The 14834-nt window shown below is 57.8% G+C and carries 15 protein-coding genes and 4 pseudogenes; 6 read left to right on the top strand and 13 right to left on the bottom strand.

Annotated elements, in window-relative coordinates:
• Nucleotides 1–155 precede the first annotated feature (155 nt).
• Together FIV05_RS28940 and FIV05_RS31995 are read left to right on the top strand one after the other, a co-directional pair.
• The gene (locus FIV05_RS28940) at nucleotides 156–752 is read left to right on the top strand and encodes an XRE family transcriptional regulator (RefSeq protein ID WP_051990042.1); all 597 of its coding nucleotides are present in this window, start codon (nucleotides 156–158) and stop codon (nucleotides 750–752) included.
• Between the two features lie 70 nt (nucleotides 753–822).
• A pseudogene (locus FIV05_RS31995) lies at nucleotides 823–993 on the top strand (IS6 family transposase); the annotation flags it as partial.
• A gap of 307 nt (nucleotides 994–1300) precedes the next feature.
• Here FIV05_RS31995 and FIV05_RS28930 read toward each other — a convergent pair.
• The gene (locus FIV05_RS28930; RefSeq protein ID WP_081713154.1) at nucleotides 1301–1615 is read right to left on the bottom strand and encodes a type II toxin-antitoxin system RelE/ParE family toxin; all 315 of its coding nucleotides are present in this window, start codon (nucleotides 1613–1615) and stop codon (nucleotides 1301–1303) included.
• Nucleotides 1616–1644: 29 nt separating this feature from the next.
• Nucleotides 1645–1875, bottom strand: coding sequence for a ribbon-helix-helix protein, CopG family (locus FIV05_RS28925; RefSeq protein WP_152512140.1), 231 nt, complete (start codon nucleotides 1873–1875; stop codon nucleotides 1645–1647).
• A 169-nt stretch (nucleotides 1876–2044) separates the two neighbouring features.
• On the opposite strand from FIV05_RS28925, the pseudogene FIV05_RS28920 reads away from it, so the two are divergent.
• Nucleotides 2045–2534, top strand: a pseudogene (locus tag FIV05_RS28920) (recombinase family protein); the annotation flags it as partial.
• A 150-nt stretch (nucleotides 2535–2684) separates the two neighbouring features.
• Here the strand turns inward: FIV05_RS28920 and FIV05_RS28915 are convergent.
• The 3 genes from FIV05_RS28915 to FIV05_RS28905 are packed head-to-tail and all read right to left on the bottom strand — an operon-like array spanning nucleotide 2685 to nucleotide 5268.
• Nucleotides 2685–3530, bottom strand: a complete 846-nt coding sequence (locus tag FIV05_RS28915; RefSeq protein WP_152512141.1) for an alkaline phosphatase family protein — start codon at nucleotides 3528–3530, stop codon at nucleotides 2685–2687.
• Complete coding sequence (locus tag FIV05_RS28910; RefSeq protein ID WP_152512142.1) at nucleotides 3527–4120, bottom strand: HD domain-containing protein; 594 nt, start codon at nucleotides 4118–4120, stop codon at nucleotides 3527–3529. The genes FIV05_RS28915 and FIV05_RS28910 overlap by 4 nt, the downstream gene beginning before the upstream one ends.
• Complete coding sequence (locus FIV05_RS28905; protein ID WP_152512143.1) at nucleotides 4117–5268, bottom strand: TauD/TfdA family dioxygenase; 1152 nt, start codon at nucleotides 5266–5268, stop codon at nucleotides 4117–4119. The genes FIV05_RS28910 and FIV05_RS28905 overlap by 4 nt, the downstream gene beginning before the upstream one ends.
• A 98-nt stretch (nucleotides 5269–5366) precedes the next feature.
• On the opposite strand from FIV05_RS28905, the gene FIV05_RS28900 reads away from it, so the two are divergent.
• Nucleotides 5367–6224, top strand: a complete 858-nt coding sequence (locus FIV05_RS28900) for a LysR family transcriptional regulator (RefSeq protein ID WP_152512144.1) — start codon at nucleotides 5367–5369, stop codon at nucleotides 6222–6224.
• A 432-nt stretch (nucleotides 6225–6656) separates the two neighbouring features.
• On the opposite strand, the pseudogene FIV05_RS31990 reads toward FIV05_RS28900, so the two are convergent.
• A pseudogene (locus tag FIV05_RS31990) lies at nucleotides 6657–6865 on the bottom strand (DDE-type integrase/transposase/recombinase); the annotation flags it as partial.
• 65 nt (nucleotides 6866–6930) lie between these two features.
• Between FIV05_RS31990 and FIV05_RS28890 the strand changes: the two are divergent.
• Both FIV05_RS28890 and FIV05_RS28885 read left to right on the top strand, forming a co-directional pair.
• Nucleotides 6931–7268 (top strand): annotated as a pseudogene (locus FIV05_RS28890) (hypothetical protein).
• 1 nt (nucleotide 7269) lies between these two features.
• Nucleotides 7270–7473, top strand: coding sequence for an integrase core domain-containing protein (locus tag FIV05_RS28885; protein WP_353622327.1), 204 nt, complete (start codon nucleotides 7270–7272; stop codon nucleotides 7471–7473).
• A gap of 136 nt (nucleotides 7474–7609) precedes the next feature.
• On the opposite strand, the gene FIV05_RS28880 is transcribed toward FIV05_RS28885, so the two are convergent.
• The 7 genes from FIV05_RS28880 to FIV05_RS28850 form a co-directional block, all read right to left on the bottom strand.
• Entirely contained in the window at nucleotides 7610–7903 is a 294-nt protein-coding gene (locus tag FIV05_RS28880) for a hypothetical protein (protein ID WP_023000306.1), read from the bottom strand.
• A gap of 188 nt (nucleotides 7904–8091) precedes the next feature.
• On the bottom strand, nucleotides 8092–9417 hold the full coding sequence (locus FIV05_RS28875; protein ID WP_031269051.1) for an aspartate aminotransferase family protein: 1326 nt from the start codon (nucleotides 9415–9417) through the stop codon (nucleotides 8092–8094).
• 13 nt (nucleotides 9418–9430) lie between these two features.
• Nucleotides 9431–10315 carry a MurR/RpiR family transcriptional regulator gene (locus FIV05_RS28870; RefSeq protein ID WP_023000304.1) on the bottom strand — a complete coding sequence of 295 codons (885 nt, stop codon included), beginning with the start codon at nucleotides 10313–10315 and terminating at the stop codon, nucleotides 9431–9433.
• 4 nt (nucleotides 10316–10319) lie between these two features.
• Entirely contained in the window at nucleotides 10320–11624 is a 1305-nt protein-coding gene (locus FIV05_RS28865) for a TRAP transporter large permease (protein WP_023000303.1), read from the bottom strand.
• 9 nt (nucleotides 11625–11633) lie between these two features.
• Nucleotides 11634–12152 carry a TRAP transporter small permease gene (locus FIV05_RS28860; RefSeq protein ID WP_081713155.1) on the bottom strand — a complete coding sequence of 173 codons (519 nt, stop codon included), beginning with the start codon at nucleotides 12150–12152 and terminating at the stop codon, nucleotides 11634–11636.
• 65 nt (nucleotides 12153–12217) lie between these two features.
• Nucleotides 12218–13333: a C4-dicarboxylate TRAP transporter substrate-binding protein gene (locus FIV05_RS28855; protein ID WP_023000301.1), complete on the bottom strand. Its 1116-nt coding sequence runs from the start codon at nucleotides 13331–13333 to the stop codon at nucleotides 12218–12220.
• On the bottom strand, nucleotides 13330–14814 hold the full coding sequence (locus FIV05_RS28850; protein ID WP_152512145.1) for a M81 family metallopeptidase: 1485 nt from the start codon (nucleotides 14812–14814) through the stop codon (nucleotides 13330–13332). Before FIV05_RS28850 ends, FIV05_RS28855 begins: the two co-directional genes overlap by 4 nt.
• Nucleotides 14815–14834: the final 20 nt, after the last annotated feature.

Raw genomic sequence — 14834 nt, 5'->3', positions numbered from 1 at the left:
TTTTGCTCAAGTATATGAAATTATGGAGTAATTGGAATTTAAGGGAGATAATTTTGTGCTTAAAAAATTTTTAGCATAGTTAAAGTCACTTTCCGATACGACTGGTGTTTACTGTCTCCGGCGGGTATAAGACGCTGCCGAAATGGAGAAAAGCAATGACGCTGAGCGAACCAACAGCCACAGGACAAGCGGACCAGGACACGCCTAACTACGGTCCCATAATACGGCAGCGGCGAAAGGCTCTCGGCATGACTCTGGACGACGTCGCCAAAGCAACCAATCTGACGATCGGGTTCCTGTCACAGGTGGAACGAGGCATTTCATCGCCGTCGCTTTCCTCGTTTCAGAGGATAGCTGGCGCTCTTCAAACTAGCCTGGAACAACTGATCAAGTTGCCCGAACCTTATTCAGAGTTCGTTTCGAAGGACAATCGTCAAACTTATGTTCTCGGAAAATCCAAACGGCTCTATGAAAAACTCGGGCCCGGTTTTCCCGGTGCACTTACATATCCGTGCATCATTCATCGCCCACCTGGGCACATTTCCGAACATATGAAGCACGAAGGCGAAGTCTTCTGTTATTTGTTGGAAGGTAGCCTAGAATACCACCTCGGTGACAAAGTCTTCATCATGAGACCCGGCGACAGCATTCACCACGACACATCTAAACCGCATTATTCGAAAGTTTTGGGTAATGAAACGTCGTCGGAGCTTTGGGTTAGCTCTACACCAATCAACTATTCAAAGAGTTGATATTCAAGTACGGATGACGCGTGTTCGCAGGTTCTGTCGCAAAAATTTTGCGTGTGACGAATAGCGGTCTTTGCGAAAACGAGAACGGGGTATGCAGGGATTTCGGTCGCCGAGCGGATTGCAACGTTTCCTGTATGTCTTCTCCGCGGTTCGAAATCTCTTCGTTCCACCTCGCTCGAAATCTTCATCCCTCACCATCCATCTGCATCGGATCGGCGCCATCGCACATTCGAAAGCCGTCTTCTACTCCAGGAACCGACCTCTTCCCTGTGCCAGATCCAAATCCGCGGCTGCGTCGCCTTCAACCCACTGCCGTAACGCCGCCATCTTTTTCTCCAAGACAAACATCAAGACTGTGTCAGCAGGAGCGGCAGCATACGAGTGCATAATCCACTGGCATCTTCTGATTGCACTTACTATGATACCACCACTCAGTTTCCAACTTCTCCAAGAGTGAACTGAGTTTGGAGAAAGGCATGTCCGCAAGCTCGCTTCAGGCCCCGGTTCTCTCCCTACAGGGACTGGGGTCGCTCCGATACAGGCTTCAGCTAAACCACGCTTACTCTTTCCTCAGTAGCCTGCTTTTTCTGGTGTCGGAATGCCAGGACATAGAGCACATCGACCGCCGGTTCATAGCGGTAGAGGGACACATAGCCTGAATCCCCAAAGGTAATCAGCAACTCACGCAGCTCAGGCAAATCAGGGTTAGGTCGGCCAAAGTCGGGGGGCGTTTCCAGTAGCAAGAATTGGCGCTCGATGGCCTGACCCGCTCGCCTGCCAGCTTCCGAAGACTTGACTGCAAGAAACCGTCGACATCGTTCCAAGCCGAGCGCCGCGCCTTCGGTAACGATTACTCGTGGCACTCAGGCACCGTCTTTTCCTCTTCGTTGCCCTAGGTGTTCAACCTGGTGCGCACTTCCTGTCCGGTCAGATGCCGTCCGGTTTCCTGATAAGTCGACCGGGAAGCTAAGGCTTCCTGCTTGAGGCACTCACAAGCCTCTTCCCTCTCGAAGAATTGCCGGATGGCTTCAAGCATGATCCAGTGCGGCGAGCGGCGGCGCTTAACAGCGAGGTATTGGACACGGCCTTTCAGCACATCGTCGATCTTGAGCGACGTTGCCATTACAACCCTCCTATTACTTGGTGATCCCTAGTGATTAACTTGCCCGTTCATTGCAGTCCGTCAAGTGTCCGTTAGCCGGTGATACAGAACATAGTCCGGCAACCTGTTTGAACGACGGATGTTCGGACAATAAACTAGGCGGACGGGACGACGGACAAAGACCGTGGAAATGGCTCTGATCGGTTACGCGCGGATATCGACGGCGGGACGGGAAACAGCCCTTCAGACGGATGCGCTGCCCAAAAGCAGGTTGCCCGCGGGTATTCGAGGACATTGCCTCTTCGGCCAGGGCCGATCTGCCTGGTTTGGACGATGCACTGTCTTACCTGCGCGAAGGCGGCGTGCTGGGAGTCTGGCGGTTGGATCGGCTCAGCCGCTCGATGCATCACCAGATCGAGACGCTAAGCGCGCTTGAGTCGAACGGTGTCGGTTTCCGGTCTCTGGCCGAAAACATCGACTCCACAACCCCGGGCGGACGGCTCACCTTCCATGTATTCGGTGCACTGCGCTAGTTCGAGCGCGGCCTGATTTTGGAGCGCAGCAAGGCTGGGTTGACTGCTGCCACTGCGCGCGGACGAAAAGGTGGCCGCAAACCGGTCGTCAAAGCTGGCAAGCTGCAACGAGCTAAGGAACACCTCGCCAATGGGCTGAACGTCCGCTGTCAGTCCTTTTTTGTTTGTGTTGAAAAGCAACAATGACGAGCAGCGCGTGTTCGCTGCGTTTGCCCAAAACTCGAAGAAGTCTGTGACGACCGCAGCTCGTCTTATTGGAACGGATGCGAAAAATTCGGTCGGGAAAAGTTTGGGAAGTCACTTGGCATGTGGTAGTGGCATGAGAAAAGCATCGCCCATGCCCTCCGCTGGCTGGACATCCATCAGCGCCAGAACCGAGGCGGCGATTCCCAGTTGGGACAGCTCCGCCCCCTTTTCAGGGCCTTCAGCATCCGAAAACAAATAGAACGGAACTTCGGTTGCAGCCAGTGCCGTTCCACCGTGCCAGTGGTCTGATGTCATACCGTGGTCTGCGGTGATGATGACATCGTAGCCGAGATCGCGCCACACAGGTATCGATCGCGACAGCGCATTGTCGATGTGCCAAATCTGGCGGCGATATTCTTTGCTGTCACCGCCAAACGTATGTCCCAGCGTGTCGGCGGAGCAGGAATGCAGCAACATGTAATCGGGCGCGTGCCGTTCCATCATCAGCGTCGTTTGTGCGCAAAGATCGATTTCGGCGGGGGCACAGGCGTTCAAGGGGCCGTAGCCCTCCATAGAATAGAACCGGGCGGCTTGGATATCTGCATTGTCATCCAGATGCTCGATGGAGCGCAACGAATCCCACGGTTGTCCGACGTAGAGTTGGTGAAAGTAGGATTGCGCCACCGCGCCCGTGCGCTTGCCGGCCGCGCGGGTCAGAGAAAAAACGTTGGGTGAGGAGGATGCGCGCATCCCATCATTCGAGACGATACCATGATGATGCGGCCAAAGGCCGGTGTGTATGGTTTCGTACATTGGCCCAGAAAGGCTGGGCAGTGCTGTGCGCATCTTCCACCGACGTGCCTGCCCAAGCGCGACAGCTCCTTCGAGCCAGCCGCATTCGGAAAGGGCCGCGTTGTAGCCGGCACCGTCCATGATGACGAGTAGAACGCGGGTCATGCAACGCGCCCGCAATGTCTGTCGACCAGCCGCTGCACCATCGGTGCAAAATACCAGAAGTCGGGCGTTTCCATCCCCGCGACCTTCCCTGCCTCGTCAAGATAGCGAACTCCGATGATCTCCTTGAGGTTCGGGTTCTTCTCGAACTCGGCCACTTCCTCGGGCGACATCGGGCCACCTTGCAGGTTCAACGAATGGATCGAGGCTTCAGACAGGCGCTTGAAATACTCTGGGCGGGTCGCGCAGAGGTAACGCTTTGCCGCGACGTGGTATCGGCAGCAATCGGTCACGACAGAAGGAAAGTACCGCTCTAACACCTCGGCGCCTGCGTCTTCATGATGCCGATCCTCGGTGTCGTCCATCGTGAAGGTCCCGAATTCGCTGGTGAAATGGCCGATGTCATGCAGTAGCGCGCCGACGATGATTTCTTCGGATTTGCCGCTGCGCTCGGCGATCGTGGCGCCCTGCAGCATGTGTTCGCCCATTGTCACGGGCTCCCCCAGGTATTCCTCACCGCCGCGCCGATCAAATATCGAGCCGATGAAGGCGACAATGGTTTCGGCGGTTAGGTTGTTGATATCAGGTCTCATTCCGCGGCCTCCAGCACGTCCTCGCGGCACATCGCGTCATAGGCGGACCGCAGACCGTCCTTGTCGGCGTAGCAGCCTTGCAGCCAGCGCGTTCCCTCACCGGAATAGCCCTTGCGTGCGTGGAGCACGCGCGTGTTGTCAACGACAAAGGCCTCGCCCGGTTCCAATCGGAAAGTCACTTCCATAGCCGTATCGTCGATGATCTCGCCCAGCCGGCGATAGGCGGCATAATAGACCTCCATCTTGTCGAAGGGCACATCCGTCACCGCAGCGAAAGAGCGGTTGTTGAAGCGGATACCGATAAGTTCACCGTCTGGTGCCAATTCGATCATCGGGCGACGCGAGGTCAAGCAAACGCCTGCCTCACCAGCATACTCGAACCGCGCGCAATGATTGGCCAGCAGGTCAAACCCCTCAGGGTTTTCCTCACGCAGGCGCAGTGCCGCGGCGAACCCGTCGACCACCATGTTCTCGCCTCCGGCGGCAGAGCTTTCGAGGCAGTAGAGAACCTGAATCGTCGGCACCGGGTCGCGATATGGATTGTCGGTATGCGCCTGAAGCTCGAGGCCCGTGAAGGCGAGGTTGGTCGGGTTTACCTCAGTCCGCACCTCGAAGTGGCGGCCATAGTTCGTTTCGCGCACGTAGCCGAAAAGATCGACGATCCGAAAAAGCGCCCCTGTTTCAACTGGCGCGTTCACGACCTTGGCGAAACCACGGCGGACAATCTGCCCCAGCCAGTCGCGCAACGGCGCGCCGCCTTGTTGCAATTGGGCAAAGTCGCCGCACGGCACGGCGTCCATCAATCCAGCATCCCAAGGCTCGACCCCATCGGGAAGCCAGCCCCGCGCAACTGACCTTGGGTGCCGGTCATACGCATTTGCTGCAAGCCAAGCGGGATCGAAGCGAACGGTTTTTTCCTCCGGCACAAAACGGACATGAAGCGCGCCGTCCGGCGTGATCTCGGCCGTTGCAATACGGGTCTCGGCCGGGATTTCGCGCAAGGCAATCAATCGCTGCCCGTTCCCAGGAGCACGTGTTACTGAATCTTGCGCGTTGTCACGCAGCCAGATCGCATGAAAACGGTGCGGGCCAGTGGCGATTTCAAGGGTCAGAAAGGTTCCGGACGGATCTATAGCGACTGACGGCATGGGAGTCCCCAAAGGTTAATTTCGACTGGGCTGGAGTTTCTCAAGCTCAACAGATAATTTCAAATCAGGAATCTATAGCCTGAGGCATCGTTTTACTTATGAAAAGGGATCGTCTTCCACCACTGGAATGGATCCGCGCTTTCGAAGCGGCGGCGCGGCTTGGCAGTTTTACCGCCGCCGCCGGAGACGTTGGACTGACGCAGGCAGCAGTCAGTCAGCGGATCGGACAGCTGGAGAAACAACTTGGCATCCCCCTGTTCCACCGTCAGGCGCGGGCAATCTCTCTGACTGTTGAGGGCGAAGCGTGGTTGCCCCATGTCCGGCTTGCGCTGGAAGGGTTGCGCGACAGCACCGAGGCGGTTTTCGGCACGGGACATCGACGCCTGACACTGTCCGCCAGCCAGACCATCATCGACCTGTGGTTGCTTCCAAGGCTGGGTCGTTTGCAAACCCTTACGAAGGCAGAAATCTCGATCCAGTCGATGGTTATTGGTACACATGACGCCCCGCAGGACGACGTCATTCGCATCCGCTATGGAACGGGCGACTGGCCGCACACGTATCGCGCCCGGCTTTATGCCGAGGAAATCTCCCCGGTGGCCGCTCCGTCCCTGATGGCCAGCACCGGGCATTGGACGACGTGGCCGCGCATCTCCTGCGCCGGTCAACGACCCGGCTGGCATGACTGGGCTACTGAGTTCGCCATCCTGACTACCCCATTGCCCGACCTACGCTTTGACACCCATCTTTCGGCTCTTGGCGCGGCGAAGGCGGGGCTGGGCGTTTTTCTGGCATCGCTGCCTTTGTGCGCGGAGGCCTTGTCATCGGGTGCGTTGGTCCGCTTGGACCCCGGGGCTCTTTCTCATCACCGAAGCTATTGGCTGCTCGCCAGCCCCCAAGCGGTGACACGCGACCAATGGAAGGCGATTACAACTGCAATCATCAATTCTGATTGAGAAATCGGAATTGAGCAGTCATTCGTCGGCTAGCAGCATCAATTGGTTTGGGCTCAGAGCCGACCTCCGATGCTCCGCAGCATCAGCTGAATTTTAGCTACGGGTGGCCACACGAACGACCCATAGCCACCATTCGTTGTGTTGGATCTCGTCGCAGTGCTGCCTTGCTGAACCGGCCATTCACCCGTCTCACGCCTTTGCACGGTGTCGAGGTCGGAGCTGCGAACACTTCTGCCAGTCGCCGAAAAGGTGTGTGTGATTTTGCTTAGCCAAGGAAACGCTAGAAGCAGATATCGCATCCAGATCATGAAACCTTGGTGTCGGGAGTTCGCAAAGGCTGCTTAATTCCCGATCTCCAGGTGTCATGGCCAAGCATTCGCCGCCTGAAGGGCACTCCCCAAAAGGCAGATCTGTCCCAATTTGGGAGCGGCTCTAAGGCTTGAATAATTTTTCAATTCCGAAGAACATCGTAAGCAGATCGTTCTGTTCACCGACGCTCCACTGAACGGCAAATTCGAAGCCCTTCCTGAGTCTCAGCATGGCTTCAAACCGGCGATGGATTTTCTGGCTGAATTGAACGAACGGAAATCGCCGACCTTCGGCATGTTCTTCTTCACCCTGAAATGATCGCTCTCGATACCTGTTGCAAATGCTTGGTCGGCATTGCCAACTTGTCGTCGCCTGCAGTGGAGTTTAGGCGGTCTTCATGAAGATATCATCTGAGATGCTACGCTTGAAAGACTACCGGTTCCCTCGCGAAGTCGTCGCTTACGCTGTTTGGGTCTACCACCGGTTTGAGCTGAGCACGGCGGATGTAGAGGATCTGCTCGCCGAGCGGGGCGTAATCGTCCGACACGCAAGCGGGAGAAGATTTTTGGCCGGTTCAAATCGCCCCGCCAAGATCAACGGTTTCTGTCCGCCCACGATCAGATCAACACGATCTTCCGGCCGGGCCGATACAAACTGTCCGCGCCCTCATACCGGCATGCAAGAGCTGATGCGTTCGACATATGGGAGGAATACGCCGTCGAAATGAACGCCTGAAATCCGTCCAAGACGGGACTCGTACTGGCTGCCCAAAACAACTTGGCAATGCCGTGAATTCTTCTACAGCTTGAAGGAAGCACAGATCCTGACTGAACAATGGAGAAAACATTACAATACCAAGCGTCCACACAGCGCCTTGGGCTACCGACCACCGGCAGCAGAAACTATCGCCCGGATGGACCAAAGCCCAGTCGTGCACTAACAATCAAAATGGACCACTCAGGTGGGGTTGATCAAAATTCTGACGCGTGTTTGAGGTTCTATGTCAAAATTGTGAGTGTTTTGATAGTAATTAGACCTTACTAAGGGTACTTAGCCTCGTAACTATTGATCAAGATTCATGTAGGTAAATCTTTTGTCTTTCCTGTTTCGAGGAGCTTTTGCCTTTCATAGGCTATGTTCCACAAGTTCGGAGCGTGGTATTCTTCCGGATTCGCGCAAAACACAGCAATATCGAGCTCCGACATCTCTCTCATTTCCATCGCCGGAAATTCTTTCTTTAATTTTGTTTTTAACGCCCGTATCTCGGCCGTAGAGTATCCGTGAATCCAATATCGTCGTTGACCACTATCAAAAGCCAATCTAATTTTCGAAATGTGGTCCCAAACGCTCAAAAAGCGGAGACTATCCATCAAGAGCAGCTCCTCGAATAAAAGTTCACCAATTCATTTCGCTAACCTTATTCTATACCCAAACACCCGTTCGGATTGTGCGGCAATTTGATCGTTCTTTTGTTCTCTCGGAACGGGTTTTGGTCGGTGATCGGGCATTCGAACTCCACGGCCAGCTGAAACCCAACGTTCGTCGCTTTAAGCCAACCTCAACGGGAGAGGACCGAGTCCACCGCCAGTCCCAGCTTGTCGACAATCAGGTCAATGGTCTCTGCGTCGACATTGTAAGGCGGCGCGAGCAACACGTGATCGCCCGAGACGCCATCGATAGTGCCGGCTCCTGGATAGACCATAAGGCCAGCGGCCATCGCTTCCTTCTTGATCGCCGCGCCGATCCGTCGCTCGGGCGGAAACGGCGTCTTGGCATCGCGATGCTCAACTAGTTCGACGGCCTGCAGAAGTCCGCGCCCGCGCACATCGCCCACATGGGGACAGCTGCCGAAACGCGCCTGAAGCCGCTCCTGCAGTTGCGCGCCACGCGCACGCACATTGGCAAGCAGGTCATCGTCGCGAATGACCTGCTGAACCGCAAGCGCTGCCGCGCATGCGAGTGGATGGGCCGAGTAGGTGTGCCCATGTACGAAACCGCCGCTGCCCTTGACGATGGTGTCATAGACATTCGCTGTGCACATCACAGCCGCGATGGGCTGATATCCGCCGCCCAGTCCCTTGGCGAGCGTCAGGATGTCCGGCATGACATTCTCCTCTTCGCAGGCGAAGAATGTGCCCGTCCGGCCAGAGCCACACATCACTTCATCAAGGATGAGAAGCACGCCGTAGCGGTCGCAGATTTCGCGTATGCGGCGGAAGTAACCGACTTCTGCTACCACTGCGCCGGCCGTTGCCCCCACCACAGTCTCCGCCAGAAACGCCACGACATTTTCCGAACCGAGCTCAAGGATCTTGTCTTCCAAAAGGTTCGCCGCGCGCAGGGCGTAGTCTTCCACGCTCTCGCCTTCCTTCGCATAGCGATAGGCAAAGCAGGGCTCAATCTTCGGCTCTTCCAGAAGTAAGGGGCCATAGGGCTTGCGCCGTGGTGGGTTGCCTCCAACGGAAAGCGCTCCCAGCGTGTTACCGTGATAGCTCTGGTGGCGGGATATCACGAGCTTGCGTGACGCTTCTCCGTGCTCCAGGTGATACTGGCGCGCCAGCTTGATGGCCGCTTCAACGGCCTCTGAACCGGAGCCCACAAGATAGACTTTGTCGAGTGGCACGGAGCTTGCCGCGCACAGATGGTCTGCAAGCGCCTCGGCAGGTGCCGACGAGAAGAAGCCCGTATGGGCATAGCTGATTTCACTCATCTGACGCTGAACAGCCTCGAGAACGCGCACGTCCCCATGTCCTATGCAAGAAACGGCCGCACCGCCGCAGGCATCGATATAACGCTTGCCGTTCTCGTCGGTGATATAGGCGCCAGCCCCTTTCACTGCGAGTGGCAGCGGGTTTTTAGGGGAGCGATGAAACACGTGGGTCATTGGGACGTCTCTGTTATCGCACACGGCGGTGCGCGTGGTAGGAACCGGACGCATAAAGTTGTTCTTCGATGCGGCCGATCCGCTCAGTGGCCGTTTCCTGCAGCTCGGTCAGCATGGCCGCTGCAAGCCCCTCGACAACACCGACCGCAGATATGACGGAGGGGAAGAAGGAGGGGCTCTCTGCGGAGAACAGCAGGCAGGTGGAGGCGTGCGGCTGAAGAGGTGTGGCGCGGCTGTCGCTCAGACTGATCAGGCTCGCCCCAGACTTCCCGACAGCTTCAGCCACCATGTCGATCTCGCGCGCATAGGGCTGAAAGTTGATCGAGAGAACCGCATCACCCCCGGTAAGCATGGAAAGGTCGGCCACCAACGATGAACCTTCGCTGCCGAGAAACTCCACATTCGGGCGCAGCATCTTGCACAGATAGGTGAAGGTGAGGCCCGGTCCCCTGCAGCTCATGAAAGCGGCCACATATATGCGCTCGGCGTAGGAAAGAGTGCGCGCCGCCGCCGTGATGTCCTCAAGCGTATTACTTTCAAGCGCAAAGGCGAGGCACGCCTCCTGCGCGCGAAACGTTTCGGCCAGAAGCCCCGCTCCCCTGTCTTGCTGTACCGCCGCCACCGCCTTGTCGGCATAGCGGGCCGGGCCGGTGCGAAAACTGTCGGCATAGACCGCCCGCAATTCCGTCCAATCGGCAAACTCCAGCGTGCGCGCCAACCGCACCAGCGTTGCCGGCGCGATGCCGGCGCGCGTGGCGATTTCTCGCATCGAAAGGAGCACCACATCATCGGGATGATCAAGCAGATAGCGTGCGCCATCGGCAAGTCGACGCGGCAAGGCTTCCATCTCAGCAATCATTCGCTGGTTCAGGGTTTCAAGGGTAGGAGTCTCGGTCATGATGTCACCCGCTTATCAGGCTGGGCAACCACAGAATGGTCGCGGGGAAGACTATGAGTATGGCCACCGTCACCAAATCGGCAAACAGGAACCAGCCTACGCCACGGAAGACGTCGCTGACCGACACCCTGTCCGCAATGACATTTTTGATGACGAACACATTGAGCCCGACAGGCGGTGTGATGAGGCCGATCTCCAAATATTTGGTGATCATCACGCCCGCATAGATGAGGCTGATGTCTGCGGTCTCGAAGATCGGCAGCAGAACGGGCAGCGTCAAAAGCATCACGCCGATCGGGTCGAGGAACATTCCCAGAACGAGATAGATCAGCGAAACGGAGATGATTATGAGCAGCGGCGACATGTCCTCGCCAATCAGTCCCTGAACGTAGTCAGGGAAGCCGGCGAAGGCGAAGAGGCGCGTCAGCAGCGCTGCGGCCACGGCGATCAGGAAGATGGCCGAGGTGGAGCGGATGGTCTCGAAGGCAGCGTCTTTCAGCGCCTGCCAGGAGAGCGTGCGCTTTGCAAGACCGATGACGATAGCCGCCAGCGCACCAATTGCGCCTGCTTCCGTTGCTGAAAAAAGGCCGGCAAAGATGCCGCCGAAAACGGTGATGACCAGCAGGAATAGCGGCCAGGTCTCGCCGAGTGCCATGAAACGCTCACGCCAGTCGACACTCATCTCGCGCGGAGCTAGCAGTGGATTGTACTTGACCCGCATCAGGATCATCAGACCGTACATGAGTGCGGTGAGCAGACCCGGAATGACCGCGCCAATGAACAGTTCGCTGACCGGCACTTCGGCAAAAACGGCGTAAAGCAGCAGGATCGTGCTCGGTGGAATGAGCGAGCCCATGGTGCCGGCAGCTGCGATGGTGCCAACTGCGAGCTTTGCGTCATAACCACGGTCGAGCATGGCGGGCACGGCAATCTTGCCCATGGCCGCCGCACAGGCGACGGAGGAGCCGGTAACGGAAGAAAAGAGCGCAGCACCGCCAACGGACGAGATTGCAAGGCCGCCCGGCAGGAAGTTCAGCCAGGCCCGCGCCACGCGGAACAGGCCGTCGGTCAGGCCAGCCGAGAAGCAGACATAACCCATGAAAAGGAACATGGGGATGGCGCTCAGGCTCCAGTGCGCGGCAAACGCATGCGGGACCGAGCGAAGAACCCCCCAGGTTGCCCGATCGCCGACCAGGACAAACATGCCGACAATGGCAACAAGGCCAAGCGATGCTGCAACGGGAACGCGCAACGCCAGAAGGAACAGGAGGGCTCCAAGCGCCCAGTAGACGAGTGTGATGCTATCCACGGTAGGCTCCTAGATGTCGTCGCTGGTTTCGACTTTGGCCGTGGCGGCACGGCCAACGAAGCGCACGGCCCTGACAAAGCAAAGAACGGCCGTCAGGAAGCCCGCTACCGGTAGGAAGAAACGGGGCGGCCAAGTGATAACGGGGATCATACCGATGATAAACTCGCCCTGCCGATAAGCGCGCATGGCCTGCTCGAAACCGGCATAGGCAATGAGCGCGAGGAATACACCGAAACATACGAGTGCAATCGCGTCGAGTACGGCCTGCGCACGGGGACCGAGCCCCTGGTAGAGCAAGTCGACTGCAATGTTTTCGTTGCGCCATTCCACATTGAGCAGCGGCAGGAAAATCAGCGCCGGCATCCACCAGTCCGAAACAATCTCCAGCGTTGAGGGCATCGGCGTTCCGAAGAGGTAACGCCCGCCGACATCAAGGCATATCTGGAACATCATGACGACGAGGCAAGAGCTCGCTGCCGACGCGAGAATGCACCCCAACCTGCCCAAAAAGACATCGATTTGTTGCATGAATAATCCGGAGTTTCAGAGAGAGAGAGAGGGGGCGGCGCTCATGAAGCTCCGCCGCGACCGGCTCAAAGGCCGTATTCGTTTTCCGAAAGCTTGTCGAAGATCTCGGTCTTCATGCGCTCGGCAAACGCCTCGCCGGAAAGACCGGAAGCCGTGATCTCTTCCCATTTGGTAAGCGAAGCCTGATAGCTCTCAATCAGCGCTTCTGCATTCTTGGCGCCGTAGACGTCCTGCGCCTTCTTGACGATGGAGGCGATGTCCTGACTGTTGAAAGCGGCAATTTCCGTCTCCAGCACTCCCGGCTTGTCGAAAACCTTCATGCCATGGTCGGCAGCTTCCGCCTTGGCGTCTTCGTTCTGGGCCACATAGGCGTTGGTGGTCGCCACGATTGCGTCCGCCATCTCGTCGAGCAGTACGCGACGGTTTTCAGCGCTAAGCTCTATCCAAGCGTTCTTGTTGAAGGCAAGAAGCGGACCGGAATTGTAGACGCCGAAGCTGCCGAGCGTGATAGTGTCGGCCACATCCCAGAGCGAATGCGTCTTCAGCGATGCGGCAGGCTGCATGGCGATGTCGATCATGCCCTTGTCCAGAGCTTCGTACATCTCTGAGCTGGAGGTATGCACGACGGTCGCGCCAGCCTCGCCGATCCAGCGATCCCAGGCGCCACCGGGCGAACGGATGCGCTTGCCAGCCACATCGCTGGTTTCGGTCACGTGTTCCTTGCTGATCAGCGCATAGGGCGCAGTCGCGTAGCTACCGGTGTATACGACGTTCTGCTTGGCAAATTCGTCAATGCAGGGCGCACAATTGAGCAGCGTGAACTCGGTCACGGCAGCAGCAACGGCCAGTGAATCGCCGCTCATCATGGCGAGTTCTGCAACTAGCTGGCTGGTGGGCAGCTGGGCCGGGTTGTAGGTGAGTGCCAGAACGGAAGCATCGGCAACACCGTCGCCAAGGCCCGTCAGCGTTTCCTTTCCACCCAGCAGCGCGCCACCGGAAACAAGTTTGAAAGTTACGTCACCACCGGAGGCCTTGGACACGGCCGAAAAGTAGGTTTCATAGCCGGCAAAGATCGTCGGATGCGACGGCGCGACCCATGAGCTGACGGTCAGTTCAATGGCGGCCGCGCTGACGGTGCTTGCTGCAAGGCCGAGCAGGGCGGCAGTAATTGTCTTCTTCATGTTTCCCTCTGTTCTGTCAGGTTGAAGCGCTCCCGAGGCACATTTCGGAAGGTCAGTTGTGAAACGTCAGCCATGGCTGGCCCCAGCGTTTCGCAAGACTGGATGACGTCGAACCGGCTGCCAAAGGCAGCGCGGAAATGGTTTTTCGCCTTGGCGAGAAGTACGGGCACCGTGTCGATATCGATGCCGTGGAGGCGGAAATAGGCCGTGTCGTTGGGCGACTGGCAACCCGTAGTGATGATGACCCTCAGGCCATTGACGCCGATCAGCGCGGTGGGGCCGAGATCTACCGGCATACCGCGTTCCATCGCGTCTTCGTTCCGGAATCTGCCATCGGTGACACAGAGCACCTTGGCCATGCAGCATAGTGGTTCGCCGAACCGGTCGTCGAGCCGTCCGCCCAACGAGACTTTAAGCATCGCGCCGACGCCCATAGCATGGGCTTTCGCCACCAGATCCGGATCGCAGAAGAAGGCCAAAACGCTACCTTCCGGCAGGTCGGCTCGAAGAGCTTCGGTGCACAGGCCCGGCGTGTCGCCAATGCCGCCGGACAGGGGATTGTCAGAAGGTTCGAGAAACGCGATGCGCTCGCCGCTCGCCCATGGACGGGCCGCGAGCGCCTCGTGCGCCGACGGCAGGTCCGGCCGAAACCGGGCCTGCTGCGATAGCATAAAATCCGCAATCTCATCCGCCAGCGCTGCGCCTTCGGCTTCGTCCAGACAGGTTACCAGCACGCCGGCATCGGCAACGGGCACATCCGCATAGGCAAAGCTTGCGTAGGGGTAGGCGGCGGGGAACGACGCTGCGACGGCGTCCGGCGCAAGGGTTTGCGCCTTCGCCTCAATGTCGCGCATCGGGCCCGGCCCGTCTGTGCGCATGTTGAAGCTCGGCAAAATGCGTCCGATCCGGCGAAGGATCACGCGCGGTTTCAGTCCGCCTGTCACCATGCGGGCGAGCATATCGAGTGCTGCCTGCGCCGTCTCGACCATGTCCACATGGGGGTACGTGCGGTAGATAGTTGCCGCGTTCAACATGTCCGCCAGTTCAGGTGCGATGCAGGCATGCATGTCGAAGGATGCAGCAATCGGTAGATCGGGAAATCGCTGGCGCAGGGCTTTGACAAGCGACAGCTCTGGATCGAGATCTGTCGTTCCGATGCATGCGCCATGAAGCGAAAGATAAAGTCCGTCGATGTCGTCAAGCGATGCATCGTCAATGAGTTCCTGCGTCAGCCGCTCGAGCAGCGCCTGGTCGACCGGGCCGGCGGGCGCTGCCGAAGCACAACGGGAGAACACCAACTCGATGTTACCACGCTGCTCGGACCAGGCGAGCGCACCGCCCAATTCCGTGGAGGTGCCCCGGTACAGTTCGCGGGCTTCTTCACCGCGCACCCATTCGCGGGCCTGAAATTGCTCCAGGCGGGTCTCGCAGACGGAGAATGAGTTTGCCTCGTGCCAGAGCCGGGCGACGCCAATACGCATATCGTTCCCAATGAAAAATT

This window comes from Labrenzia sp. THAF191a, from assembly GCF_009363335.1.
Classification (GTDB): Bacteria; Pseudomonadota; Alphaproteobacteria; order Rhizobiales; family Stappiaceae; genus Roseibium; species Roseibium algicola.
This window is presented reverse-complemented; position numbering and strand designations above follow the sequence as displayed.

What these genes read in the sequence shown, in the direction of transcription:
- FIV05_RS28915 (WP_152512141.1), bottom strand. Translation starts at nt 3,530, where the DNA reads ATGACCCGCGTTCTACTCGTCATCATGGACGGTGCCGGCTACAACGCG.
- FIV05_RS28870 (WP_023000304.1), bottom strand. Translation starts at nt 10,315, where the DNA reads ATGACCGAGACTCCTACCCTTGAAACCCTGAACCAGCGAATGATTGCT.
- FIV05_RS28860 (WP_081713155.1), bottom strand. Translation starts at nt 12,152, where the DNA reads ATGCAACAAATCGATGTCTTTTTGGGCAGGTTGGGGTGCATTCTCGCG.
- FIV05_RS28910 (WP_152512142.1), bottom strand. Translation starts at nt 4,120, where the DNA reads ATGAGACCTGATATCAACAACCTAACCGCCGAAACCATTGTCGCCTTC.
- FIV05_RS28850 (WP_152512145.1), bottom strand. Translation starts at nt 14,814, where the DNA reads ATGCGTATTGGCGTCGCCCGGCTCTGGCACGAGGCAAACTCATTCTCC.
- FIV05_RS28940 (WP_051990042.1), top strand. Translation starts at nt 156, where the DNA reads ATGACGCTGAGCGAACCAACAGCCACAGGACAAGCGGACCAGGACACG.
- FIV05_RS28905 (WP_152512143.1), bottom strand. Translation starts at nt 5,268, where the DNA reads ATGCCGTCAGTCGCTATAGATCCGTCCGGAACCTTTCTGACCCTTGAA.
- FIV05_RS28855 (WP_023000301.1), bottom strand. Translation starts at nt 13,333, where the DNA reads ATGAAGAAGACAATTACTGCCGCCCTGCTCGGCCTTGCAGCAAGCACC.
- FIV05_RS28900 (WP_152512144.1), top strand. Translation starts at nt 5,367, where the DNA reads ATGAAAAGGGATCGTCTTCCACCACTGGAATGGATCCGCGCTTTCGAA.
- FIV05_RS28880 (WP_023000306.1), bottom strand. Translation starts at nt 7,903, where the DNA reads ATGGATAGTCTCCGCTTTTTGAGCGTTTGGGACCACATTTCGAAAATT.
- FIV05_RS28925 (WP_152512140.1), bottom strand. Translation starts at nt 1,875, where the DNA reads ATGGCAACGTCGCTCAAGATCGACGATGTGCTGAAAGGCCGTGTCCAA.
- FIV05_RS28875 (WP_031269051.1), bottom strand. Translation starts at nt 9,417, where the DNA reads ATGACCCACGTGTTTCATCGCTCCCCTAAAAACCCGCTGCCACTCGCA.